This is a genomic window from Nocardia sp. NRRL WC-3656 (assembly GCF_000720265.1).
Taxonomy (GTDB): Bacteria; Actinomycetota; Actinomycetes; order Mycobacteriales; family Mycobacteriaceae; genus Nocardia; species Nocardia nova.
Genome location: NZ_JOJF01000030.1, coordinates 36,503 through 58,737 on the forward strand (window position 1 = coordinate 36,503; position 22,235 = coordinate 58,737).

Genomic DNA, 22,235 nt, shown 5'->3' on the forward strand with positions numbered 1-22,235 from the left:
ACCGTCCTTTCACGCCTGTTTCATCTGCTTGGCCCACAGCCATTCATGTCCCCAATAGCTGTCGGCGGTGATCTCCTCGGCGGTGTAATAGGACTCGTCGACCAATTCGCCCGCGGTGCCGTATTCGATATCCCAGCCGCCGGGCACCCCGACGTAGAAGGACACCATTTTGTCGTTGGTGTGGCGGCCGAGTGTCGACGACACCGGGAAATCCCGTGCCATCACCTGGTCGAGGGCCTGCCCGACGGCATCGAGCGAATCGACCTCGACCATCACGTGAATCAACCCGGGATCACGGCCTTCCAGCGCGGGCATGATCGCCAGGCTGTGATGGCGCTGATTCACTCCCAGGAACCTGATCCGCAGCGGTCCGGCACCGGGAGGTGAGGGCATCCGGAACGCCCCGCGCGACAGAAAGCCCAGCGTCTCGGTGTAGAAGGTGTAGGACTCCTCGAAGTTGGCGGTCGGCATCACCACGTGCCCGAGTCCCTGTGCGCCGGTGACGAATCGCTGCGCGTATTTGGTGACCACCGGACTGTGCTCGAGTGCCGGACCGTGGAAGAACTCCAGCGGCGTGCCACCGGGGTCGGTCATGCAGATACCGGCTTCGACCTTGCGGCGGTCGGCCAATTCCTGTGACATGGCGGTGTATTCGTATCCGGCGTCCCGCAATGTCGCTTCCAGCCGGCGCAACGCCGGCCCGTCACGCAATTCCCAGCCGACCGCGCTCACCCGGTCGACATCGGAACGTTCGACGGTGATCCGCGACGGGCGCTCGTCCATCCGGAAATGCAGCGCGTCCTTTTCGTCCCCGAATCCCGGTGCGAAGCCGAGCACATCGAAGCCCAGCTCCCGCCAGCGATCCATATCCGTGGCGAGCACTCGGACATAGCCGAGCCCCTTGATTTCACTCATGGACAACCGCTTTCACTCATGAAGACAACTCGCATTCGGTTCGCTCGGTCAGATCATCACGCGCAGGGGACCCTGCGGCACTTCCACACCGAGCGAGGCCATGGCCGACGCGTGATAGGTCGTGCTGGTGACGTGGATGGCGTGGTGCAGCCCCGCGTGAGCATCGCGCCAGAACCGTTGCAGCGCATTGTCCATGCGCAGCGCGTTGCCGCCGGCGCGGTCGAAGATGTCGTCGGCGGCCCGGACCGCCCGCCATGCCGACCGGATCTGATCCCGCCGCACTGCGGCGCGCATCGCGAAATCGATCTCCTTTCCCGCGTCGACCAGGTCCCAGATGCGGTCGACGTTGGCGAGCAGCTGCTGACGGGCGGCATCGATCTCCGATGCGGATTCGCCGAGCGCGTGCAGGACGTAGGGGTCGTCCTTGACCAGAGTTCCGGTGGCTCCCACCCGATTTCGCTGATAGTCGATGCCGGCGGCCAGCACGCCCTCACAGATGCCGATCGTCGCCGAGGTGATGCCCAGCGGGAACATGGTCGACCACGGCATCTTGTACAGGGTCTCGGTGACGCCGTATTCCACGGCGGCACTGCCGTCGATGACCTTGCCCTGGTCCATCACCCGGTAATCGGGGATGAACGCGTCTCGCACCACGATGTCTTTGCTGCCGGTGCCCCGCAGCCCGACCACATCCCAGGAGTCCGCCACGATTTCGTAGTCCGAGCGGGGCAGGATCACATGCAGCGGCTGCGGCGGCATGATCGGTTTGCCGTCCGCGTCGCCGACCAAGGCGCCCAGGAAGATCCAGTCACAGTGATCGGTGCCGGAGGAGAACTGCCAGCGCCCGCTCATGACGTATCCGCCGTCGGCAGGAACCGCGACACCACCGGGCATATACGGTGATGCCATCCAGGTGTCGGTGTCCGCGCCGAGAACTTCCTCCTGCACCTTGGGATCGGCCAAGGCGAGCTGCCACGGGTGCACGCCGACGATGCCGGCCACCCAGCCCGCCGAACCGTAGAGGCTCGCGGTCTTCATCACCGTCTCGGCGAACTCGCGCGGGTGCGCCTCGTAGCCGTTGTACTTCTTGCGCTGCAGCATCCGGATGACGCCCGCGTCCTTCAGCCCTTTGGCCATGTCGTCGGGCAGCCGGCCGAGCGAGTCCCCCTCGTCGGCCCCGTTGCGGATCTCCTCGGCGATTCTGTCGATATTGCCGATCACTGTGTTGGACATACAGCTCAGCTTGGCCGCTGAACCCGCATTTGTGACGTGAGTCTCCTACTCATCGGAACACCGGATCATCGCCCGGGACCGGTCGCGGACCCAGCCGGGTTCATCACCGGCTCGTGGGCGACCACCATGCATCGCCTGTCGGGAGGCCGCTTCACCCTCGGCATCGGCCGCGGCATCGGCGCGCTCTATGCCGGCTTCGGCATTCCCGCGGTGACGACCGCGCAACTGGAGGATTTCGCCGGCGTGATGAGACGGCTGTGGCGGGGTGAGGCCGTGATCGGCCACGATCGGGAAATACCCGGTTCTGTTCCTGGACAGCGATTTTCGCGAACACATCCCGCTCGGACCGGTCGCCTTCGGACCGCGCACACTCGAACTCGCCGGCCGCGTCTTCGACGACGTCATCCTGCATACCTACTTCACGCCACAGACCCTGCAGCGCTGCGTCACCACGGTCGAAACGGCTGCCGAACGAGCCGGACGGGACCCCGCCACCGTGAGAGTGTGGTCCTGCCTGGCCACCGTCGGCGACCGCCTGCCCGAGGAACTGCGTCTGAAGAAGACCGTCGCACGCCTCGCGACCTATCTCCAGGGCTACGGCGACCTCCTGGTTCGCGCCAATGACTGGGATCCCGCTGTGCTGCAACGCTTTCGCGCCGACCCGATCGCGCAATCGGTCGCCGGCGGAATCGACAGCAAGGCCGGCGCCACCCAGATCGAACACATCGCCGGCCTGATTCCGGACGAGTGGCTCGCAGCCGCCGCCACCGGAAGCCCCGAACAATGCGCCCGCCGCATCCGCGACGAATTCGGTTACGGCGCAGACCGAGTCATCTTGCACGGCGCCACGCCGGACGAACTGGCGCCCATCCTCGACGCCTACCGCACCGGCCGGACGTGAGGGCAGCCCGGTCGCCGCACCGACCCTAGGTCCGGCCTTCGCCTTGCAGCACCCGGTCGGTGTGTGCGCGGTCGGCGACGGCATCGGGAAGGTCGAGACCGTGGATGTCGCCGTGGACGAGTTCGATCGGTTCCCCCGCCCGGATGTCCGACTGGGCCTCGGTGAGGGCGGCAGCGTCGCTGTCGACGCCGACGACCCGGCCGCCCGGACCGGTCGCCGCGGCGAAGCCACGCAGGTCCGCCCCGGGCCCGGCATTCACCATGTCGAAGGTACCGATGCCCTGCGCAACCGGCAGGCGCGTCCGGTCAGTGCGAGCGCAGCCAGTCGCGGTAGTGGGTGCTGGCCAGGCGGGCGTCCGGGGGCGCTGTCAGCTCATCGCCTTCGACCGCGGCGAACAGGCCCGCGGTGTTGTCGGTGACGACGTGGCGGTGGTCGCCGGTGGCTTCCAGTGTGATGCGGCCGAGTTCGTCGAGAGCGAAGACATCCGGACCCGCGATATTGCGAATGCCCCGCAGTGGTGCGCCGGCGGCCACCTCCGCGACCTCGGCGGCGACCTCCGCGGAGCTGATGGGCTGGATCGGGGTGGCGGGCAGGTGCACAGCGTCGCCGTCGGTGGTCGCGTCCATCGTCGGTGCGACGAACTCCATGAACTGGGTGGCACGCACGATCGAGTACGGAATCGGCCCCGCCTCGACCAGGCTCTCCTGCAGGGTTTTCGCCCGGTAGTAGGCCAGGGCCGGCACACGGTCGACACCGACGATGGACAGCGTCACGAGGTGCCCGACACCGGCCGCCTCCGCGGCGGCCAGCAGATTGGTCACCGTGGTGCGGAAGAAGTCGATGGACGCCTCGTCGAAGGTCGGTGAATTGGTCACGTTCACGACGACCTCGGCGCCGCTGAGCGCGTCGTCGAGGCCCTGCCCGGTGAGCAGGTCGAGGCCGGTCGAGCGAGCGTGCCCGGATGCCTCGTGTCCCGCGGCGGTGAGGCGCTGGATCACCTGGGAGCCGATCAGTCCGGTGCCGATAGCGGAGACTTTCATGCTGCTCCTACGGTTGGGTTCGAACTCGGAGGCCCCGGATTGCCCGGGGCGACAGGTTTTTCCGCGTGTTGCCGGCATCGGTGGACGGGGCGCGATCACCGTGGCGGCGTCGTAGTCGAGCGCGGCAATACTATCGACGCGCGGTCGTCGGCCGGGGGCCTCCGAGGGGACGGTTTCGACGCCGCCGCCGAGTTGCGACCATCTCGTGATCCGACGAGGACGCGGCCGCCACGGATCATCGTTTTCCGGGCGGCGTGATTCCGGCGAGGAGGACATCGGCGACATGGTCGGCATAGGTCAGGGGGTCGACATCCGGATTGGTGTCGAGATAGTCGAGCATGCTGTCGACCATCCCCTGATACGTCACCGCCAACAGCTGCGGATCGAGGTCCGCGCGCAGCTGTCCATGGTCCTGACCGCGCCGTAGGAGTGCGGCTTGCCGGGCATACAAGGCGCTGTACTCCCGGTCGCGCAGGGCGGCACCGCCGCCGAACGCACCCAGATTCAGCACGATCTGGCGGATTGTCCGCAGCTCGGCACCGTGTGTGGCGGGCAGCTGCGCCGCGCGCCGGATCGCCGCGCGCAGCAGGTCATCGACATCGGCGTCGAGGTCGATGTCGGCCGCGACGACCGCTTCGAGTGCGGTGAACGCGCGCCGGGCAGCGTGTGCCATCAAGTCGTCGAAGTCGGTGAAGTAGTGCCAGAGCAAGCCTTTCGACACTCCGGCGGTGCGGGCGATCTCGTCGGCGGTCGCCGCGGCGAGCCCCTCGCGCCCGACGATCTCGATGGCCGCGGTCTCCAACTGGAGGCGGCGGGCCTCGGCGCTGAGCCGTTGCCTGGCGCGCTGATTCGGGCCCGTCATATCCGCTCGCGCACGACCAGAAGGATCATCAGCGCCATCAGCACCGCGATGCCCAGCATCTCCACGCGCATCCATCCGGGGAGGAAATGCGGCAGCAGCGCTTCGACGACGTTCACCAGGAACAGCGCCGCAGCGATCAGGCCGACGGCGCGCAGCGCGGCGACGCTGCCGCGACGTGCCGACCGGAAGCGCAGCGGTAGGACCACCGCGAACACCGCCACGATCACCGCATGCCCCCACGCCTCGCGCGGCGCCTCGTGCGGGGCGACCGCGGACAGAACCGCAAGGGCGGCAACGGTTGCCAGAGCTGTCCCCACATAGACCCGCACCAGCACGCCGAGACGCTCGAGCTCGATCGACCTGGCGGGTGACTTATTGACCACGTAGTCAACACTAATGACCGGCCAGTCAATACGTCAATCCTGTCCCGCTACTCGTCTGCGACCCGGATGATCGTCCGGCCCGGTGTGCGGTGGCGGCGAGCGAATGCGGACGCCGTTTCGGCGAGCGGTCGCACGGAGCCGACGATGGGCTCGAGCCGCCCCGACCGCACCCGCTGGGCGAGATCGGCCAGCCGCGCGCGGTCGGGTTCGACGACGAAGAAGACGGCGCGCCCGTCCCTGGGCTGCGTCGTCGGCGGCATGGCGATGGTGACGAGAGTGCCTCCGGGACGGACCAGTTCGGTCGAGCGCTCGAGGATCGCGCCGCCGATGACGTCGAAGACGACATCCACCGCACCGGCGTCCCGGAGGTCGTCGCTGTCCAGATCGAGGAATGCCTGTGCGCCGAGTCCGAGGACGAGGTCACGGTCGCCGGCTCGGCCGGTGCCGATCACGTGCGCGCCCACCTCGCGCGCGAGTTGCACCGCGATCGAGCCCACACCGCCTGCGGCGCCGTGAATCAGGACCGTCCGGCCGGTCGTCAGGTGGGCGTGGTCGAACAACCCCTGCCATGCGGTCAGGCCGGAAATGGGCAGCGCGGCGGCCACGATGTAGTCGATATCGGCCGCGAGCGGGGCGAGGTTGCGGGCCTCCACCGCGATGTATTCGGCCAGCGATCCGTTGCGCGCCCAGTCGGTCGGCCCGAATACCCGCTGGCCGACGGTGAGACCGGTGGTTCCGTAGCCGAGTTCGACGACGACACCGGCCAGCTCGTGTCCGGGGATGGTGGGTGTCCGGTCGCGGCCGGCACGATCGGACCAGGTTGTCGGCCAGTCGAGTTCGCCGGGCGTGAAGCCGGCGGCGTGCACCCGCACGACGACGTCGTTCTCCGCGGCGTGCGGGTAGGGCATATCGGCCGAGGTGAGCCCGGCGATACCGGAATCACGGTCGCGCACGGTCATCGCTCGCATGCTGGAGTCCTTCCCGGGACATCCCCGTCGGCAGCAGCAGATTGTCGGGCCGGCTCGGCCAGGGCGAGCCGAGAATGCTCTCGACCGTCGTCGGACGCCGGAAGCCGGGGGCGAAATGCGCGAGCACATCGGAATTCATTGTGCGGTCGATACTTTCGGGCCGGTTCCGCAGTCCGACGATGACCTCTGGCCTGACGTGCGGCCTTCCGGCTGACGACATCCCTATCCCCTCGCAGTCGAGAAGGCCGCGAGGGGACAGGGACGTCGCGGTGACCGTGCGCTATGTCGCCGCGGGGCCGGAGGCATCGGCGGGGATGGGCGCATCGGTGGGAGTGGCTTTCGGCGGGAGCGGCGCGGTGACCCCGACGATCGCGCCGACCGCCGCACCGAGCGCCCCACCGAGCGCGGCAGCGGGTGCGGCGACGACCGCGGCGCCGACGGCGGCGCCGATCAGCGGGCCGGCCACCAGACCGGTCGGCAGGAACGGGATACCGACGACGAATCCGGCCGCCGCACCGAGCGCCGCGGCGGGGATCGCGAGGGGCGCGGACACCGCCGCGCCGATGCCGGCGCCGATGGCGGCACCGACCCCGGCATCGACCACCGTGGCGGCACAGCGATCGGGATCGGCGGGAACCTGTTCACAGAACGTCTCGATCGGATGCTGGTCCTCGATGGGCAACGCATCCGCGATCGGGGCCGGCGACGCGGCCGTCGTGTCGACGGGCGCCGGGGCCGTGACGGCAGCAGCCGCGGTGGCGACGGACGGGACGTCTGCCGTCGCCGCCCGGGTCGATCCGTCGTCGCCGGGTGCGTTCTGCGGGGCGACGGCCGAATTGTCCTGGACGACAGGAGCGTCGGCGGGCGGCAGGGGCAGCGGCACCGGGAAGGGAATCAACCCCTGCACATCGTGCGCCAGTGTTTGCCAGTCCACTGCCAGCGGCGGCACAGCGGGCGCCTGCACGGCGTCGGCCGGGGTGAGAACGAGATCGCCGGGAGATGCCGTGGCCACTCCCGTGCCTAAAAAGACCGCAAGCGGCAACATGCTCGCAATCAACAATGGACGTGACATGCGCCGATGACCAGTCTCCGGCATTTCACACCTCCCGGGTGTTTATCTTCGAGTTTTTCCCGACCCTCTCGCATGGTTGTGCACGTTGCGGCTGAGGTAGTTTAAGCTCCAACCCGGACCGGGCAGTGGAGAAACGGCGAATTCACGTGCGTCGATCGAATGACGATTTCGCCGCCCGAAACAGTGAATCCCAGCGTGCGGCGCAGTCGACTACGAATTATCGGCAAATTCGTGGCAGAGTCCGATCCGAACGCGAACCGCAACGCTTCCGCGCTCTCCGGGACCGGTTTCGCCGCGCAGGCCTCCGATTAGCTGTCAGGCTGCCGTCGATCGCGAGCGGGTTCACCGCGACGGGCTACGCTCACGACCCGAGCACGGGACCGACGGCCGAGCAGACGGGTCGGATCGTGGGCCGCCTTGCTCGAAATCCTCTTCCACGGCGGCTACTCGGCGTAGAAAGAGGTCATGGGAAGACAGGCGACCGTCGTTGTCTACGTGCTCGCACTGGTGGCCGTCGTGGTCGGCGTGGACGTGCTGTTCTTCAGACACCATTTCTGGGCACGGCTGCTGGTGAATGTCGGGATCGTGCTGGTGTTCGCCGCGTTCTACCTCAGGTTCGTGCAGCGTTCGTGACGCGCCGGAGACGAGATGGTCGACGGTTCGGGCGCACATCGCCGATGTCGCAACCGCCGAGCCGATGAATTCGCCTCCGCCCCTTCGTCTGTAGTGGGAACGCTCGTCCGCCCTGCGGGCACACCGTTGATCAGCGGCGCGGGCACCCGGACTGGAGGTCGTGGATGTCGAACAGGATCGCTCGCGAGGATATCTGGGCTATGGTCCGGGCCGAACGGGCAGCGCTGGCCGAAGAGCTCGCCGGCTTGGACGAGCAGCAATGGGACCGGCCGACATTGTGCGGGGAGTGGACGGTGGAGGAGGTCGTCGCCCACCTCACCGCGACGGCCACCATCGGCCGGTTTCGCTGGCTCCGGAGTGTGCTCGGCGCCCGGTTCGACTTCGACGAGCACAACAATCGGCGACTCGCCGAGCATCGGGGCGCGACTCCCGCCGAAACTCTGGCACGGTTTCGAGCCGCCGCCACCAACACGGTCGCGCCGTCGGGACATACCGCGGCCTGGCTCGGTGAGGTGGTGGTCCACGCGCAGGACATCCGCCGCCCCCTCGGACTGTCCGGCACGCCCTCCGTGGACGCCGCCGCCGTGGTCGCCCGCTTCTACGCCGGACGCAATTTCACCGTGTCCAGCCGCAGCCGGATCGAGGGGCTGCGGCTGGAGGCGACCGACGGCCCCTTCACAGCCGGGACCGGTTCACCGGTCGCCGGCAGCACGATCGCACTGACCATGGCGATGGCCGGCCGAATCACCTACTGCGACGACCTCTCCGGTTCCGGAGCGGCCATTCTGCGCGATCGGCTGAGCACGGCCACCGATCACACCATCGCATGAGTGCGGACAGGGATGTGGCCCGGAATACGCTGCAGCTCAGTGTATTCCGGGCCTCATCACGCGGTGCGATGATCAGGGTTGAGGTTGCGCGCTGCGCGACATCCCGGTTCCGCGCCGGGTGAAGGGATTGCGCAGCCGCGGCTTCGGCGTGGCCGCCGATTCCGCGGGCGCGGTCTTCGCGACGACCGGCTGCGCCGGCGGGGTCTTCGCGAGATCCTGACGAGTGGCGGTCATTTCGCGGCGCGACTGCCGCAGTTCGCGGCGTATCTCCGCATGCCGGCGCGCGGAGGAGAACGCCCCGCTCAGGGCGATGCCCAGGCCGAGCATGCCGACGGCACCGACCGCGGCACCGGCGGCGAACAGTTCGTTCTGAGTAGGGGTGAAATGGGCTCCGAACACGGTGAATTCGCTCGCCAGCACGTGCGTGTCGCCGGAATTGGCCAACGCTGCGGCGATTCCGACGACCAGCGCGGCGAACAGAATGATCAACCCGATGAATACGATCATGGCTACTACCGATTCTCAACATCGATGGACTGGTGTAGTTGGGAAATAACCCGCTTCCGGATCGTCAAACAGCGGTCTCGGCAAGCGCTTCGGATGCACGGCGGTGCCCCGGCCTCCGGAACCGATCCCGCCCAACGCCTTCGGGCGGGTCTCCACCCCTACGCGCCGTGGAACTCCTGGACGCCGGCGCGACCTCTTCCGGCACTCCATCGCGAACACACAGCCGATCGAATATTCGAGAAAATCACGAGCAATTCATCGGCAAATACGAAATATTGCGAAACTCCTCGGGTATAGACATAAAATCCTACAGTCGATATGTCCAGCAGAGCCGGTCGCGAGTCTTGGAGGCTCGTATGGATCTGAACACCGTCGAGGACGTCATTCGCCGGCCCTCGACCCGACCGGGTCCGGATTGGCGCGCCGGAGACGCGTGGCTGGCCGGAGGAACATGGTTGTTCTCCGAACCACAGCCCGCGGTCCGCCGGTTGGTCGACCTCGTGGCGCTCGGCTGGCCGAGCCTGGTTCCTACCGCCCAGGGCCTGGAAATCGGCGCGACGTGCACGATCAGGGAGTTGTACGAGTTCGAGCCGCCGGGCGACTGGCCCGCCGCCGGCCTGCTGCGTGCCGGCTGCGAGGCGTTCCTGGCGTCGTTCAAGATATGGAACGCCGCGACGGTGGGCGGCAACATCTGCATGTCGCTGCCCGCCGGTCCGATGATCACCGTGACGGTGGCCCTCGAGGCCACGTATCGATTGTGGGCGGCGGACGGAACGGAAAGAACCGTCGCGGCGAAAGATTTCCTCGTCGGCAATCACCGGAATGTGCTGCGGCCGGGTGAAATTCTGCGAAGTATCCACATTCCGATCGACGCGTTGCGAAAAGCGCACGCGCAGCGCCGATTCACGCTGACCGCACTCGGGCGCTCCACGATATACATGGTCGCCACCCGGACACCGGGCGCCGACGATCTGACGCTGGTACTCACTGCGGCAACCTCCTATCCGGTTGTGCTGCACTTCGATACCGCACCCGAGGCGCACACACTGCACGACCACATCGACGCGATTCCGGCGCACGTATGGTTCGCCGACCCCAACGGCACTCCGGAGCATCGCGAACATCTCGCGAAGCACTACGCCGAACAACTGCGGACCGAACTCGCGAGCCCGAGATGACCTACACCGTCAACGGCAAGACGTTCTCGCAGCAACCGAACCCCGGTCAGTGCCTGCGGACGTTTCTGCGCCACCTGGGCTGGTTCGGGGTGAAGAAGGGGTGTGACGCCGGAGACTGCGGCGCGTGTACGGTCTGGCTCGACGGCCGGCCCGTGCACAGCTGCATCACCCCGGCATTCCGCGCCGAGGGGCACGCGGTGACGACGATCGAGGGCCTGGGTTCGCCGGAAGCTCCGCACCCGATGCAGCGGCAGTTCCGCGACGCCCCCGGATTCCAGTGCGGCTTCTGCACCCCGGGCATGATCATGACGGCGTCCGCGCTGACCGACGAGCAGAAACAGGACCTTCCGCACGCGTTGAAGGGAAATCTGTGCCGGTGCACCGGTTATCGGGCCATCGAGGATGCGATCGCCGGGGTGACCGCGGTCGAGACGGCGGCGCCCGGCCGGGCCGTCGGCACGAGTGTCGGCGCGCCCGCGGGGACCGACGTGGTCACCGGGCGCGCCGAATACACGATGGACACCGCACCGGAAGGAATGCTGCATCTGAAGGTGCTGCATTCGCCCCACGCGCATGCGCGCATCGTCTCCGTCGACAAATCCGCGGCGCTGGCAGTGCCGGGGGTGCACCGCGTCTACACCTGGGAGGATGTACCACGCAAACTGTTCACCACCGCGATCCACACCGACCATCTCGTCGACCCCGACGACACCTACATCCTCGACAATGTGGTGCGCTTCGCCGGGCAGCGGGTGGTGGCGGTGCTGGCCGATTCGGTCGCCGCCGCGGAAGAGGGCTGTCGCCGGGTCGTCGTCGAGTACGAGGTGCTGCCCGCGGTCTTCGATCCCGAGCAGGCGATGCAGTTCGGCGCGCCGCAGCTGCACGGATCCGACGACCCGTTCGTACAGGATCCCTCGCACAACGTCCTGATCGAACTGCACGGCGAGATCGGCTATGTGGCACAGGGTTTCGCCGATGCCGACGTCATTCACGAGGGCACGTACCTCACACCGCGCGTGCAGCACGCGCATCTGGAGACGCACGGGTCGATCGCCTGGATGGAACAGGACCGGCTGCACGTGCGCACCAGCTCGCAGTCGCCGTGGATCGCGAAGGGCAAGCTGGCCCACCTGTTCGATCTGCGGCCCGACCAGATCCGTGTGTTCTGCAAGCGGGTCGGCGGCGGCTTCGGCGGTAAGCAGGAAGTGATCAGCGAAGACCTCGTGGCGCTGGCGACGTTGGACACGGGCCGCCCGACCTGCCTCGAATACACCCGGGAAGAGGAATTCACCACCGCCTCCCCCAGGCATCCGATGAAGATCACGGTCAAACTCGGCGCCCGCTCCGACGGCACCCTGACGGCGCTGCAGTTCCGCAACATCTCCAACACCGGCGCCTACGGCAACCACGGTGGCGAAACCCTGTTCGCCGGGGGCTCGGCCGTCGCGATGTACCGCTGCCCCAACAAGAAATTCGACGGCTACTCGGTCTACACCAACACCGTGCCCAGCGGCGCGCTGCGCGGTTACGGCATGACGCAACCGGTCTTCGCGATCGAGTCGGCGATGCACGAACTGGCCGTCGCGCTCGGCATGGATCCGCTGGAATTGCGCCGCCGCAACATCGTTCGCCCCGGCGACGCGCTGCTGGCGATACACGACGAGGCCGACGACGTGGCCTTCACCGAGGACACGCTGTCCGCGTGTATCGACCGGGTCGACGCCGCGCTGCGCGCCCATCCCGACGGGCAGGCCCTCGACGAGAACTGGCTGATCGGCACCGGAGCAGCCGGTTCGATACACGAGACCGCCCCGCCGACCGAACACATATCCGTCGGGCTGGCCACCCTCGGCGACGACGGGATCTACGACATCGCCATCGGCACCGTGGAATTCGGCGAGGGCACCTCGACAGCGCACGTTCAGATCGCCGCGTCCGAACTGGGCACCACTCCGGCCCGCATCCGCCTCGTGCAATCCGATACCGACCGCACCGGTTTCGACACCGGAGCCTTCGCCAGCGCCGGACTGTTCGTCGCGGGCAACGCCGTTCAGCGCACGGCGGCCGCGCTGCGCGAACGCATCCTGCGCTTCGCCGCCGCGGATTCCGGCGTCGGCCTGACCTCGTGCACTCTCGACGACGACGCCGTACGCTGCGGCGAGCACCGCATCCCGCTGACCGAATTGGCGGCCACCGCACGGGCTCGCGGGGTGCGGCTCACCGAATCACGCAAGGCCTACGGCTCACCCCGCAGCCTGTCCTGCAACGCACACGGCTTCCGGGTGGCCGTGCACCGCGTCACCGGCGAGATCCGCATTCTCTACAGCGTGCAGGCCGCCGACGCCGGTGTCGTCATCAATCCCGCGCAGGTGCGCGGACAGATCGAAGGTGGCGTGGTCCAAGGCATCGGCTTCGTCCTGACCGAACGCCATCTCGTCGACGAGAACGGCGTCATGACCAATCCGACGCTGCGCAACTACCGCATCCCCACCTGTGCCGATGCTCCGCGCACCGAGGTACTCCTGGTGGAGTCGGCCGATTCGGCGGGTCCGGTCCGCTCCAAGGGCGTCGCCGAATCCTGTATCAATCCGGTCGCACCGGCACTGGCCAACGCCGTGTACGACGCGACGGGTGTGCGCTACCGCGAACTGCCGCTGACGCCCGACCGGATCTTCCGGGCCCTGCGACCGACCCGGCTGACCCCGACCGGCTGAGCCGGGAGACCACCATGCCCCGCGAAACGCCGGCCGGTCACGCCGCCACCGTCATCATCGGTGAGAAGGTTCGTCCCGGCTGCGAGGAGGCGTTCCTGGCGTGGCAGCACGGGCTCAACAGCATGGCCTCGCGGTATCCGGGATTCATTGCCGCGGAGATCGATCCGCCCGCGCATCCGCGGGCGCACTGGTCGCTGATCTACCGCTTCGACTCGATTCCGAATCTGCGCGCGTGGATCAACAGCGCCACCCGCCAGGACAGCCTCGCGGAGGGGCGGCGCTATCTCGACGGTCCGCCCACGCAGCAGATCGTCACCGGCGCGGCGGCGCCGACCGACACCCTTGTCACCGCGGTGGTCACCCATCGGGTCCTTCCCGACCAGATCGACGAGTTCCTGGCCTGGCAGGAACGACTTCGCTGCGCGGAGAACAGGTTTCCCGGATTCCGCGGCTCGGAGATCTTCCGGCCGATCGAGGGCGTGCAGGACGAGTGGACGATGCTCTACCGCTACGACAGCGCCGCCGACCTGGACCGCTGGCTGACCTCCACCGAGCGACAGCGACTACTCGACGAGGGAAAACGCTTCAGCGACTTCCACTTACGCACGATCGACAACTCGTTCGGCAGCTGGTTCGCCTTCGAGGACGGCGACCCCGCACACCCACCCTCGCAGACGAAGACGTCGATCGCGGTGTGGGTCGGGTTGTATCCGACGGTCGTGCTGCTCTCGCTGGCCATGGCGCCGGCGGGGCTGCCGCTGTGGCTGGGCATGCTGATCGGAAATCTGTTGTCCAGCTTCGTCATGACGTTCGTGACGATGCCGCGCTATGTGAATCCGTTGCTCGAACGCTGGCTGCAGCCGGCCCCGGGTTCGGCGCGGAAGGCGATCGAGATTCGCGGCGCCGTGCTCATCGCCGCGGTGATGACGTTCTGGACGGTGCTGTTCTGGCTGGTGACAACCGTGTTCTGGCATCTGCCGTGAGACCGGCCCACATTCGAGAAGGAGAAGTGACGACAATGACGGAAACCGACGGCAGCGCGATCCCTGCCTTCATGCGCCCGGTGATCGCCGACGAACCGCCCGCGAGCGCCCGCACCGTCGCCGAACAGGCGGTCCTGGCGCTGAACGCGTCCATGATGCAGCTGTACGAAACCTCGCTGGAGAAATTCAAACAGAACATGCTCGACCAGGTGCCGATCATCCTGGCGCTGTTCACCGGCGCGGGCGGGCAGATGATCCTGTACCGCCCCGGCCGGGAACCGGAAGTGGCGCCGCCGGTGCCGATCGTCTACCAGTTGGCGAAGTCGGTGGGCCACAGCACCATGGCGATCTATGAGATCCTCGCCCCGTACCTCTCCGACGCGTATGCCAATCAGCTGTGGCGTCCCCCGTTGGAGATGTACCGGGCTCAGCACCGCACGGCGTTCGACAGCCTCGACGCGCTGGACATCTCGGACGAGGACCGCGCGATCCTGCATGCGATCCTGCAGCGCAATCTGACCTTCATGGACGAATGCCTGGCCCGGGGCGGCTACCGCTACGACGACGTCGAGACGTACATCCGCGACACCGAGCCCTACTCGGCCCGGTCCATCGGCATCGGCTCGGGAGCTCAGGTCGGCCACTGGATGTCGGTCCTCGACGACTGGAAAGCGAGCCTCGGCGAGGATTGGGAGCGCACCTACGCGGTGAGCAACTCGCTGTACGTCGCGCGGCAGAACAACATCCTCTACAGCGTTCTCGTCCAGTTCATGGGCACCGAGACCATGGGTGACCGGTTGCTGCTGGTCGAGACGACGGAATTCGAGACCACACCCGAGAAGTTGCTCGACGCACTCGGCCGTATCGTCGCCGACCGCTCGCTGGGCATGGTGTTCTTCCGCGACTACTACCTCATGGACGCCGAACTGCTCGGTGGTGGCGGGCGCGCGGCCATCGCCCGCGAAATGGCCGCGCGGGGACGGGAAGCGGTGCTGCCGTCCCTGGCGCCGTTCCGTTCCGACGACTGGCCGTGGAAGACCGATCCCACCAAGGGAACCGGCCCGGCACGGCTGGAGGACGTCGGATGCCCGGTCCGGCCGGAGCCGGTCGGCTGATGCCGGAGGCGATGGGTTCCGCGGATTTCGCACAGCGTGCCGTCGACATCGCTCGCGCCAGTGTCGCCGCGGGCGGACTGCCGTTCGGGACCGTCGTCGTCAAGGACGGCGCGATCCTCGCCGAGGGCAGCAATTGTGTTCGCACCACTCATGATCCGACCGACCATGCCGAGATTCGCGCCATCCGCGCGGCGTGCCGGACGTTGGGCACCGAATATCTGACCGGCTGCACGGTCTACGCCATCGCTCACCCGTGCCCGATGTGCCTGGCGGCGCTGTACCACTGCGCGCCCGATGAGGTCGTCTTCCTGGCCACGCGCGAGGATTGCGCGCCGTACCTGGCGGGCGGGAACGACAAGTATTTCGAGCCCGGCACCTTCTACGCCGAGTTCGCCAAAGCCTGGGATGAGCGGCGGCTGCCGATGCGCTATCTGCCGCGCTCCGACGCCGTGGAGGTGTACCGGATGTTCGGGGAGCGCAACCACGGTGAAACGTTGTGACAGAACGATATTCGCCACGTCAGGCCGTGTGGTCGTGGTGGATTCGTCCTGCGAGTTCGGTCAGCGGGTTACCGGCGCCGCCGCGAGTGCGCATGATGATCTCCGCGGCGATCGACACCGCCGTTTCCTGTGGAGTGCGAGCGCCGAGGTCGAGGCCGAGGGGGCCGGCGAGGCGGCGCAGTTCGGCGTCGGTCAGTCCCGCCGCGCGCAATCGGCGCAGCCGATCGTCGTGCGTGCGCCGCGATCCCATGGCGCCGACGTAGCCGAATGCGGGAAGCCGCAGCGCCACCCGCAGGAGCGGGACATCGAATTTCGGGTCGTGGGTGAGCACGCACACGACGGTCCGGCCTTCGAGGGTTTTCCGCCGCGCCTGGGCGGTGAGGTAGCGATCCGGCCAGTCCACGACGACCTCGTCGGCGGCCGGGAACCGGCCGGCGGTCGCGAATCTCGGGCGGGCGTCGCAGACCGTCACCCGGTAGCCGAGCAGAGCGCCCTGCTGTGCCAGCGCGGCGGCGAAGTCGATCGCGCCGAAGATCAGCATCCGTGGGCGGGGCGCGAACGGGTTCACGAAGACGTCCATGCCGGACTCGAGCGGGCGGCCGTCCGGCCCGCAGCCGATCACACCGGCACGCCCGGCGGCGAGTAGTTCGCGGGCGCGTTCGGCCACGGTGACGTCGGCTCGTCCGGAGCCGAGCGATCCGTGGATCGAATCCGGGGTGACGATCAGTCGCCGGCCCAGTCGCGTGGATTCCGGGTGCGCGACAACGGTGGCGATCGCGGCCGGGCGGTCGGCGGCGACATCGGCGAGAACCACCGGCAGGTGCGGGAATGTCTGCCGCGATATCGGCTCGGCGAAGATATCGATCTCACCGCCACAGGTGAGCCCGATACCGAACAGCTCATCGGTGTCGACCCCGTAGCTCTGCAGCCGGGGCCGCCCGATTCGCACCACGTCGGTGGCAAGCTCGTAGACGGCCGCGTCCACGCAGCCACCGGAGACCGATCCGGCCACGGCGCCGTCGGGAGCCACGACCATCGCCGCACCCGCCGGGCGCGGTGCCGAGCCCCTGGTGCGCACCACCGTGGCGACACCGGCGGTGCCACCGGATCGCCAGATCGCGGTCAGTGCCGCCAGGACGTCGCGCACGGCCGCACGCGCCTCTCTGTCGTGGCCGCAGCATTCGACTGCTGTAACCGCATCTTTGAATGATGCGCGCCGCGGGGCGGTCGCGCGGCGACAATGGGCCCTCGGGAACGTGTCGTCGAGCATGCGGGCTTCTTGCCGCGGCGGACGATCCGGTCAGCTCGGGTGACGATCCTCCACGGCGGACGACGACGGAGTCGCCGGTTGCGCGGGCGGCAGCGGTGCCGCGGGCGCCGGCCGGTGACCCGCACCCGAGGCGCTCGGGGATGCGGTGGCCGGCGGGCCGGAGTCGCCGGACTGCATTTCGCTCATTTCGCTCTTGAAGATGCGCAACGAGCGGCCGAGACCGCGGGCGGCGTCGGGCAGGCGTTTGGCACCGAACAACACCACGATCACCAGTGCGATGATCAGCCAGTGGGTCGGACTCAACGAACCCATCGAAACCTCCGTTCGTGCGCCGCGGTCGCTCGGACGACGACCACCGGCTCGGCGGATTCCGCCGACGAGATCGCTCGCTCCGGCGTCATGATTGAACGAGTTCATGATAACTTGCCGAGCTAGAATTCACAGCAATTTGCTCTCTTACCTGCTTGGATCGGTTTTCCCAAAAACGCCAGAGCAAGTGAATGTGGAGTAACATACTCGCGTTGCCGACATGGTTGCCCCCAGGTCGGCACGGACAGAGTCGAAGAACCGGCCGCGGTTGACGTGCGCCGGACCGCAGCTGGAGGTTGCCATGGGTGTCGAGATCGCCGCGGCCCCGTCGTCCGTCGAGCAGCTGCCCGTCGAGTGGGCCGAACACGATGGGGAACGAACCGCCCGGGCACCGAGCCCACACCTGCCGCCCGCCGCACCGGCCGACGAGATCACCGGCCTCTGCCACGAAGTCTTGCGCGAATTGTCCTCCGGTGGACGCTGTTCGAGCGCGGCCGCACGACTGGCCGAGGCCGCGGACCGCTGGGCCCGGCGCGGCTCGAGCCTGGAGACCGTTCATCACACGGTGTTCGAGACATTCCGGCTGCACCTGGAGTCGCTGCGGACTTCCGGCGACAACCTCGACACGATCATGACGTCGGTCGGCCGTGTGCTGGACGCCCTCGAAATCGTGACCATCGGTGTCGCGGACGCCTATTCGGCGACGGTCCCCGATCCGCCCGAGGACTACCGGCCGAGCAGCGACGCGGTGACCTCCGCGTTGCTCGGCGGCCGGTCCGCCGCAGCGGCGGCGAGGGAATGCGGAGTGGAACTCGCCGACCACTATCACGTGCTGGCGATCTCGTTGCCGGCCGAATCCGCCGGCCACGGCCCGGCGGCCGATGTGTCCGTTCAGGCGCGACTGGCGATGCGCCGCGCCCGGGCCGTCCTGGAACGAATGGGCAACGGCGCGGTGCTGTTCCAGCTGTCCCCGAGCGGCGGCACCGTCTTGCTGCCCTACCCGTTCGTCGGTTCCGACCGCTGTCTCGATCACGTCGTCCACACGCTGGCCGCGGCGACTCGGACACCGATCACCGCCACGGCGGTTCATTCCGCTCGTGCGGCTGTCCCCGCGGCGGCCACCCAAGCCCACGAACTGCTGGACACCGTGCACGCGTTGCGATGCAGGCCCGGGCTCTACCGCATGCGCGACCTGGCCCTCGAATACCAACTCACGCGGCCCGGACCGGCGCTGGAAATCCTCGGCACCCTCCTCGACCCGCTCGACGACCATCCGGAACTGACCGAAACGCTGGTGCGGCACTGCGGTAACGAACTGAATCGGCAACGCACCGCACACGAGATGCGGGTCCACACCAATACGATCGACTACCGGCTCAAACGCATCGGCCGGCTGATCGGAGTGGACCCCACCTCCCCGTCCGGGCTGCTCCAGGTCCGCGCCGCGCTCGTCGCCCGCGCCTATCGTGCGCACACACCGGCCCGCTGAGAATCCGACGGGCCGGACGCGGCCGAGGTGGAGCGCGGCGCCGCGGCTCAATGCGCGGCACGGGCCCGCGGCCGGGGGCATCGCACCGCCGCACCGGACGGCGTACATACTGGCCACGGAGAGACCAGACACGACGACCTCGCACAACGCTGTGGCGCGTTCCGGGCGGCGAGGTCGACGACGAAAGTGGGCAGGTGCGTAGCGGATCGGTGGATGACATGCCGGAAGACAGTGGCCCCCTGGGCCGTTCGACGGCCCCAGCACCACCGCCGTGGTCCTCGATCCCACCCGGTGACCAGGATGTGCGACTGGTCGTCTGCGATATGGACGGCACTCTGCTCACGGATTCCGGTGCCGTGCCCGACACGTTCTGGCCGCTGCTCGACGTGATGCGTGCGCGGGGAGTGACCTTCGTGCCGGCCAGCGGGCGGCAATACGCGACGCTCGCCGCCCTGTTCGAGCAGGCCCCGGACGGGGTGTCCTACATTGCCGAGAACGGTTGTCTCGTCGTGCATTCCGGCGTCACCGTCTCCGCGACCTGCCTCGATGTCGAGATCGTGCACCAGGTCGTGCGGGCGGTGCGGGAAGCACCCGACGCCGCCGAGCTCGGTCTGGTGGTGTGCGGCTTGGACAGCGCCTATATCGAGCGTACGGATCCGGCATTCGTCGACGAGGCGGCGAAATACTACGCCCGCCTCGACCGCGTCGACGATCTCACCGCGGTGACCGACAAGGTGCTGAAATTGGCGATCTACGACTTCACCGATGCCGAGCGGACAGCCGAGCGGGTGTTCGGATCGATCGCCGCCCGCGAGCAGGTCGTGGTGTCCGGGCACCACTGGATCGACATCATGAGCCGTGACGCGGACAAGGGTCGCGCGGTGCAGTCGCTGCAGGAGGCGCTCGGGATCCCGCCCGCCCGGACCGCGGTGTTCGGCGACTACCTCAACGACCTCGAGATGCTCGATGCCGCGCAGTGGTCGTTCGCGATGGCCAACGCGCACCCCGAGGTTCGTGCCCGCGCCCACTACCTCGCGCCCGCCAACCACGAGGACGGCGTCGTGACGGTGCTGGCGCGGATGTTCGGTTCCTGAGCACCGTTCGTCACACCGCGCGCTCAGGTGCGCCGGCCATCCGGAGGACCGCGGCGGCCACCTGATCCGGGCACTCGGCCGGCACGATGTGCTCGGAGTCGGCGTCCTCGAACCGGCCGCTCACCTGATCGGCGAAGCGGCGTTGGTACTCGCGAATGGTGTCGTGGTGGCGAGCGTGCAACCGGTTGGCGCGCCGCGCGGAGATGAGCACGACCTCGCCGCGCGGCGGCTGCGGCGGGTTGTCCCGGAACGGGCCGATGCCGGTGGCGAAGGCATCGAATTCGGCACGCGTGCAGGCGATGCCCGCGGGGGTGAAATCCTCCCGCAGCATGGTCTCGTAGGTGTCGGCGGGAAACATCCGGCCGTAGGAGGCCGTCAGCACCCGCATCACCGGGCGCACGCGGGCGAGCGACTGTTGCACCGCGAGAACGCGATCCGTCTTCGCCGCGGTCGCCGCCCAGTCCGCGTAGAAGGGAGCCGCTTCCGGAGTCGGATCGACCAGCACCATACCGATCGGCTGCGGGACAAGGTTTTCCGCGGCGCGGCGCACGATCAGCCCGCCCATGCTGTGCCCGGCCAGGATCAGCCGACGCGGTGCCAGCGCCTCGACCAGCGCGGCCAGCGTGGCCGCCATCTCGTCGATGCTCTGCGGCGGCCGCACCCGGGCGCTGCGGCCGCGACCGGCACGGTCGTAGGTGACGGTCCGCACGACGTCGCCGAGCCGGGACACCACCGGATCCCACAGCGTGCGCCCGGCGCCGGCGCCGGATTCGAAGAGCACGCAGGTCTCCCCCGCACCGCCCTGCTCGACATAGATCTCGATGCCGCGCACCGTCATTCGTTCGCCTGGCACGTTCCGCATCCGAATCCCCTCGCTCGAACAATACCAACTTTGGAAATGGTACCAAGAATGGGATAGTTGAGCGATGGACCCTGCCGATCTCCTTCTGCATCCGGTGCGACTGCGCATCGTGCACGCGCTGTCCGGGGACGCGCCTCGCAACGCGGGCGAGTTGTGCGACCGCCTGCACGACGTGCCCCGGACGACGATCTACCGGCACCTCGGCCTCCTGGTGGAGGGCGGCATCCTGGAGGTCGCCGACGAGCGGCGGGTTCGCGGTGCGGTCGAGCGGTCCTATCGGCTGCGCGCCGACCGTCCCGTGATCGACGCCGAAGCGGCCGCGGCCATGACACTCGACGACCACCGCCGCGGATTCGCCACCGCCATGGCCGTCCTGATCGCCGAATTCGACGCCTATCTCGCCGAACCCGGCGCCGATCCGGTCGCGGACTCGGTCGGCTATCGCCAAGGCACGCTGTGGCTTTCACCCGAGGAACGCAACGCCATGATCGACGGGTTCCGCCGCGTCGTCGCCTCGGTCAGCGGCAACGGTCCCGGCCCGGATCGCCGGCCCTATCTGATCAGCCCGATCATGTTTCCCGGCGCGCGAAGGCCCGGCTGAGGCAGTCGCACGGCGTTCGTCGTGCGTGCGGGAGGTGGACGTGCGAGGCTGAGCGACATGTCCGAACGTGCGGATGTCTCACCGAATCTCACCGAACAGGGCCGCGGGCCGGCCATCGCGCGCGTCGCCACCGAACTGATCGCGTGGGTCGCGGCGCCGTGGGCGCTGGCGTCGTGGTCCGTGGCGGCGGCGGTGATCGCGGTGGTCGTGCTGATCGGCGTCCCGGCGATCTTCGCGACCCGCGGTGACAAGAAGCAGGTCCTCGTCGCCGTCCCCGGCTGGGCCACCATCGCGATGATGCTGGTGCTGATCGCCGCGGCGGTGCTGGGCGCCTGGTTCGCCTGGCCGGCCTGGGTCGCCGTGCTCGTCACCGTGCTGGCGGTCGCGACCGTCGGCACCGAACTGCCGCGCTGGCGGTGGCTGGCCCGCGCGCCCTGACGCCGCTTTCTCTCCCGAGACGTTCTGTTTACGGCCTTCGAGGCCGGGTATCTGCGATTTGTTATCGCAGTACGGCCGAACGCGGCAGAGCCTGGATAACAAAAGGCAAAGGGAGAGTTTCACATGATTATTCTGGGAGTCATCCTCCTCGTTCTCGGGTTCGTTTTCAGCATCCCGATCCTCTGGACTCTGGGCATCATCGCCGTCGTGATCGGCGCGATCCTGGCCCTGCTCGGAGCGTTCGGACGTCCGGTCGCCGGCCGCGCACATTATTTCTAGCGACGGCGAATTCCTTTCTCCGGAGCGCGTACTCCCACCGTGTGGCGGGAGTACGCGCT

The 22,235-nt window shown here is 68.0% G+C and carries 24 protein-coding genes and 1 pseudogene; 13 read left to right on the plus strand and 12 right to left on the minus strand.

Translation table 11 applies throughout. The features are described from left to right. Positions 1-9: 9 nt before the first annotated feature. Positions 10-915, minus strand: coding sequence for a VOC family protein (locus tag IG65_RS0128460; protein ID WP_030518030.1), 906 nt, complete (start codon positions 913-915; stop codon positions 10-12). Positions 916-963: 48 nt separating this feature from the next. After that, positions 964-2,148, minus strand: a complete 1,185-nt coding sequence (locus IG65_RS0128465) for an acyl-CoA dehydrogenase family protein (RefSeq protein WP_030518031.1) — start codon at positions 2,146-2,148, stop codon at positions 964-966. Positions 2,149-2,274: 126 nt separating this feature from the next. Here IG65_RS0128465 and IG65_RS35225 point away from each other — a divergent pair. Further along, positions 2,275-3,049 (plus strand): annotated as a pseudogene (locus tag IG65_RS35225) (TIGR03857 family LLM class F420-dependent oxidoreductase). A 25-nt stretch (positions 3,050-3,074) separates the two neighbouring features. Here the strand turns inward: IG65_RS35225 and IG65_RS0128475 are convergent. The 6 genes from IG65_RS0128475 to IG65_RS36205 all read right to left on the minus strand — a co-directional run bounded on the left by IG65_RS0128475 (position 3,075) and on the right by IG65_RS36205 (position 7,314). Beyond that, positions 3,075-3,308, minus strand: coding sequence for a methyltransferase domain-containing protein (locus IG65_RS0128475; RefSeq protein WP_197039955.1), 234 nt, complete (start codon positions 3,306-3,308; stop codon positions 3,075-3,077). Between the two features lie 46 nt (positions 3,309-3,354). Next, the gene (locus IG65_RS0128480; RefSeq protein ID WP_030518033.1) at positions 3,355-4,089 is read right to left on the minus strand and encodes an SDR family oxidoreductase; all 735 of its coding nucleotides are present in this window, start codon (positions 4,087-4,089) and stop codon (positions 3,355-3,357) included. A gap of 235 nt (positions 4,090-4,324) precedes the next feature. Beyond that, complete coding sequence (locus tag IG65_RS0128485; RefSeq protein WP_030518034.1) at positions 4,325-4,951, minus strand: TetR/AcrR family transcriptional regulator; 627 nt, start codon at positions 4,949-4,951, stop codon at positions 4,325-4,327. Beyond that, entirely contained in the window at positions 4,948-5,334 is a 387-nt protein-coding gene (locus IG65_RS0128490; protein ID WP_030518035.1) for a hypothetical protein, read from the minus strand. The genes IG65_RS0128485 and IG65_RS0128490 overlap by 4 nt, the downstream gene beginning before the upstream one ends. A gap of 47 nt (positions 5,335-5,381) precedes the next feature. Further along, complete coding sequence (locus IG65_RS0128495; RefSeq protein ID WP_030518036.1) at positions 5,382-6,302, minus strand: NADP-dependent oxidoreductase; 921 nt, start codon at positions 6,300-6,302, stop codon at positions 5,382-5,384. 280 nt (positions 6,303-6,582) lie between these two features. Continuing rightward, the gene (locus tag IG65_RS36205; protein ID WP_051757069.1) at positions 6,583-7,314 is read right to left on the minus strand and encodes a hypothetical protein; all 732 of its coding nucleotides are present in this window, start codon (positions 7,312-7,314) and stop codon (positions 6,583-6,585) included. 525 nt (positions 7,315-7,839) lie between these two features. Between IG65_RS36205 and IG65_RS38685 the strand changes: the two genes are divergently transcribed. Beyond that, entirely contained in the window at positions 7,840-8,007 is a 168-nt protein-coding gene (locus IG65_RS38685; RefSeq protein ID WP_197039956.1) for a hypothetical protein, read from the plus strand. A gap of 164 nt (positions 8,008-8,171) precedes the next feature. Further along, positions 8,172-8,837: a maleylpyruvate isomerase family mycothiol-dependent enzyme gene (locus IG65_RS0128520; protein ID WP_030518038.1), complete on the plus strand. Its 666-nt coding sequence runs from the start codon at positions 8,172-8,174 to the stop codon at positions 8,835-8,837. A 72-nt stretch (positions 8,838-8,909) separates the two neighbouring features. Here IG65_RS0128520 and IG65_RS36210 read toward each other — a convergent pair whose 3' ends face one another. After that, positions 8,910-9,344 carry a hypothetical protein gene (locus tag IG65_RS36210; RefSeq protein ID WP_051757071.1) on the minus strand — a complete coding sequence of 145 codons (435 nt, stop codon included), beginning with the start codon at positions 9,342-9,344 and terminating at the stop codon, positions 8,910-8,912. Positions 9,345-9,700: 356 nt separating this feature from the next. On the opposite strand from IG65_RS36210, the gene IG65_RS0128530 reads away from it, so the two are divergent. Genes IG65_RS0128530 through IG65_RS0128550 form a run of 5 tightly spaced genes read left to right on the plus strand, consistent with a single transcriptional unit; the run spans position 9,701 to position 15,834 of the window. Further along, entirely contained in the window at positions 9,701-10,522 is an 822-nt protein-coding gene (locus IG65_RS0128530; protein WP_030518040.1) for an FAD binding domain-containing protein, read from the plus strand. Next, a complete protein-coding gene (locus IG65_RS0128535; RefSeq protein ID WP_030518041.1) occupies positions 10,519-13,236 on the plus strand; it encodes a molybdopterin-dependent oxidoreductase in 2,718 nt (905 codons plus the stop codon). The genes IG65_RS0128530 and IG65_RS0128535 overlap by 4 nt, the downstream gene beginning before the upstream one ends. Positions 13,237-13,250: 14 nt before the next feature. Continuing rightward, the gene (locus IG65_RS0128540) at positions 13,251-14,219 is read left to right on the plus strand and encodes an antibiotic biosynthesis monooxygenase (protein WP_030518042.1); all 969 of its coding nucleotides are present in this window, start codon (positions 13,251-13,253) and stop codon (positions 14,217-14,219) included. Positions 14,220-14,254: 35 nt separating this feature from the next. Then, entirely contained in the window at positions 14,255-15,334 is a 1,080-nt protein-coding gene (locus tag IG65_RS0128545; RefSeq protein ID WP_051757073.1) for a hypothetical protein, read from the plus strand. Then, the gene (locus tag IG65_RS0128550) at positions 15,304-15,834 is read left to right on the plus strand and encodes a nucleoside deaminase (RefSeq protein WP_231509486.1); all 531 of its coding nucleotides are present in this window, start codon (positions 15,304-15,306) and stop codon (positions 15,832-15,834) included. Before IG65_RS0128545 ends, IG65_RS0128550 begins: the two co-directional genes overlap by 31 nt. Before the next feature lie 19 nt (positions 15,835-15,853). Here the strand turns inward: IG65_RS0128550 and IG65_RS0128555 are convergent, their stop codons facing one another. Beyond that, complete coding sequence (locus IG65_RS0128555; RefSeq protein ID WP_030518045.1) at positions 15,854-16,981, minus strand: XdhC family protein; 1,128 nt, start codon at positions 16,979-16,981, stop codon at positions 15,854-15,856. A gap of 153 nt (positions 16,982-17,134) precedes the next feature. Beyond that, on the minus strand, positions 17,135-17,416 hold the full coding sequence (gene tatA, locus IG65_RS0128560; RefSeq protein ID WP_030518046.1) for a Sec-independent protein translocase subunit TatA: 282 nt from the start codon (positions 17,414-17,416) through the stop codon (positions 17,135-17,137). A gap of 298 nt (positions 17,417-17,714) precedes the next feature. Here tatA and IG65_RS0128565 point away from each other — a divergent pair, with 298 nt between their 5' ends. Both IG65_RS0128565 and IG65_RS0128570 read left to right on the plus strand, forming a co-directional pair. Beyond that, positions 17,715-18,902, plus strand: a complete 1,188-nt coding sequence (locus IG65_RS0128565) for a CdaR family transcriptional regulator (protein WP_051757074.1) — start codon at positions 17,715-17,717, stop codon at positions 18,900-18,902. 218 nt (positions 18,903-19,120) lie between these two features. Beyond that, positions 19,121-19,996, plus strand: a complete 876-nt coding sequence (locus tag IG65_RS0128570; protein ID WP_030518048.1) for an HAD family hydrolase — start codon at positions 19,121-19,123, stop codon at positions 19,994-19,996. A gap of 10 nt (positions 19,997-20,006) precedes the next feature. Here the strand turns inward: IG65_RS0128570 and IG65_RS36215 are convergent, their stop codons facing one another. After that, complete coding sequence (locus tag IG65_RS36215) at positions 20,007-20,849, minus strand: alpha/beta fold hydrolase (protein WP_197039957.1); 843 nt, start codon at positions 20,847-20,849, stop codon at positions 20,007-20,009. Positions 20,850-20,922: 73 nt separating this feature from the next. Between IG65_RS36215 and IG65_RS0128580 the strand changes: the two genes are divergently transcribed. The 3 genes from IG65_RS0128580 to IG65_RS38690 all read left to right on the plus strand — a co-directional run bounded on the left by IG65_RS0128580 (position 20,923) and on the right by IG65_RS38690 (position 22,176). Beyond that, positions 20,923-21,459, plus strand: a complete 537-nt coding sequence (locus IG65_RS0128580) for a helix-turn-helix domain-containing protein (protein ID WP_030518050.1) — start codon at positions 20,923-20,925, stop codon at positions 21,457-21,459. A gap of 57 nt (positions 21,460-21,516) precedes the next feature. Then, positions 21,517-21,897, plus strand: a complete 381-nt coding sequence (locus tag IG65_RS0128585; RefSeq protein WP_030518051.1) for a hypothetical protein — start codon at positions 21,517-21,519, stop codon at positions 21,895-21,897. Between the two features lie 123 nt (positions 21,898-22,020). Beyond that, entirely contained in the window at positions 22,021-22,176 is a 156-nt protein-coding gene (locus IG65_RS38690) for a hypothetical protein (RefSeq protein ID WP_086007330.1), read from the plus strand. Positions 22,177-22,235 lie beyond the last annotated feature (59 nt).

What these genes read in the sequence shown, in the direction of transcription:
- IG65_RS0128520 (WP_030518038.1), top strand. Translation starts at nt 8,172, where the DNA reads ATGTCGAACAGGATCGCTCGCGAGGATATCTGGGCTATGGTCCGGGCC.
- tatA (WP_030518046.1), bottom strand. Translation starts at nt 17,416, where the DNA reads ATGGGTTCGTTGAGTCCGACCCACTGGCTGATCATCGCACTGGTGATC.
- IG65_RS0128535 (WP_030518041.1), top strand. Translation starts at nt 10,519, where the DNA reads ATGACCTACACCGTCAACGGCAAGACGTTCTCGCAGCAACCGAACCCC.
- IG65_RS0128460 (WP_030518030.1), bottom strand. Translation starts at nt 915, where the DNA reads ATGAGTGAAATCAAGGGGCTCGGCTATGTCCGAGTGCTCGCCACGGAT.
- IG65_RS0128465 (WP_030518031.1), bottom strand. Translation starts at nt 2,148, where the DNA reads ATGTCCAACACAGTGATCGGCAATATCGACAGAATCGCCGAGGAGATC.
- IG65_RS38685 (WP_197039956.1), top strand. Translation starts at nt 7,840, where the DNA reads ATGGGAAGACAGGCGACCGTCGTTGTCTACGTGCTCGCACTGGTGGCC.
- IG65_RS0128485 (WP_030518034.1), bottom strand. Translation starts at nt 4,951, where the DNA reads ATGACGGGCCCGAATCAGCGCGCCAGGCAACGGCTCAGCGCCGAGGCC.
- IG65_RS36210 (WP_051757071.1), bottom strand. Translation starts at nt 9,344, where the DNA reads ATGATCGTATTCATCGGGTTGATCATTCTGTTCGCCGCGCTGGTCGTC.
- IG65_RS0128550 (WP_231509486.1), top strand. Translation starts at nt 15,304, where the DNA reads ATGCCCGGTCCGGCCGGAGCCGGTCGGCTGATGCCGGAGGCGATGGGT.
- IG65_RS38690 (WP_086007330.1), top strand. Translation starts at nt 22,021, where the DNA reads ATGATTATTCTGGGAGTCATCCTCCTCGTTCTCGGGTTCGTTTTCAGC.
- IG65_RS0128580 (WP_030518050.1), top strand. Translation starts at nt 20,923, where the DNA reads ATGGACCCTGCCGATCTCCTTCTGCATCCGGTGCGACTGCGCATCGTG.
- IG65_RS0128570 (WP_030518048.1), top strand. Translation starts at nt 19,121, where the DNA reads ATGCCGGAAGACAGTGGCCCCCTGGGCCGTTCGACGGCCCCAGCACCA.
- IG65_RS0128545 (WP_051757073.1), top strand. Translation starts at nt 14,255, where the DNA reads ATGACGGAAACCGACGGCAGCGCGATCCCTGCCTTCATGCGCCCGGTG.
- IG65_RS0128585 (WP_030518051.1), top strand. Translation starts at nt 21,517, where the DNA reads ATGTCCGAACGTGCGGATGTCTCACCGAATCTCACCGAACAGGGCCGC.
- IG65_RS0128530 (WP_030518040.1), top strand. Translation starts at nt 9,701, where the DNA reads ATGGATCTGAACACCGTCGAGGACGTCATTCGCCGGCCCTCGACCCGA.
- IG65_RS0128495 (WP_030518036.1), bottom strand. Translation starts at nt 6,302, where the DNA reads ATGCGAGCGATGACCGTGCGCGACCGTGATTCCGGTATCGCCGGGCTC.
- IG65_RS0128480 (WP_030518033.1), bottom strand. Translation starts at nt 4,089, where the DNA reads ATGAAAGTCTCCGCTATCGGCACCGGACTGATCGGCTCCCAGGTGATC.
- IG65_RS0128565 (WP_051757074.1), top strand. Translation starts at nt 17,715, where the DNA reads ATGGGTGTCGAGATCGCCGCGGCCCCGTCGTCCGTCGAGCAGCTGCCC.
- IG65_RS0128540 (WP_030518042.1), top strand. Translation starts at nt 13,251, where the DNA reads ATGCCCCGCGAAACGCCGGCCGGTCACGCCGCCACCGTCATCATCGGT.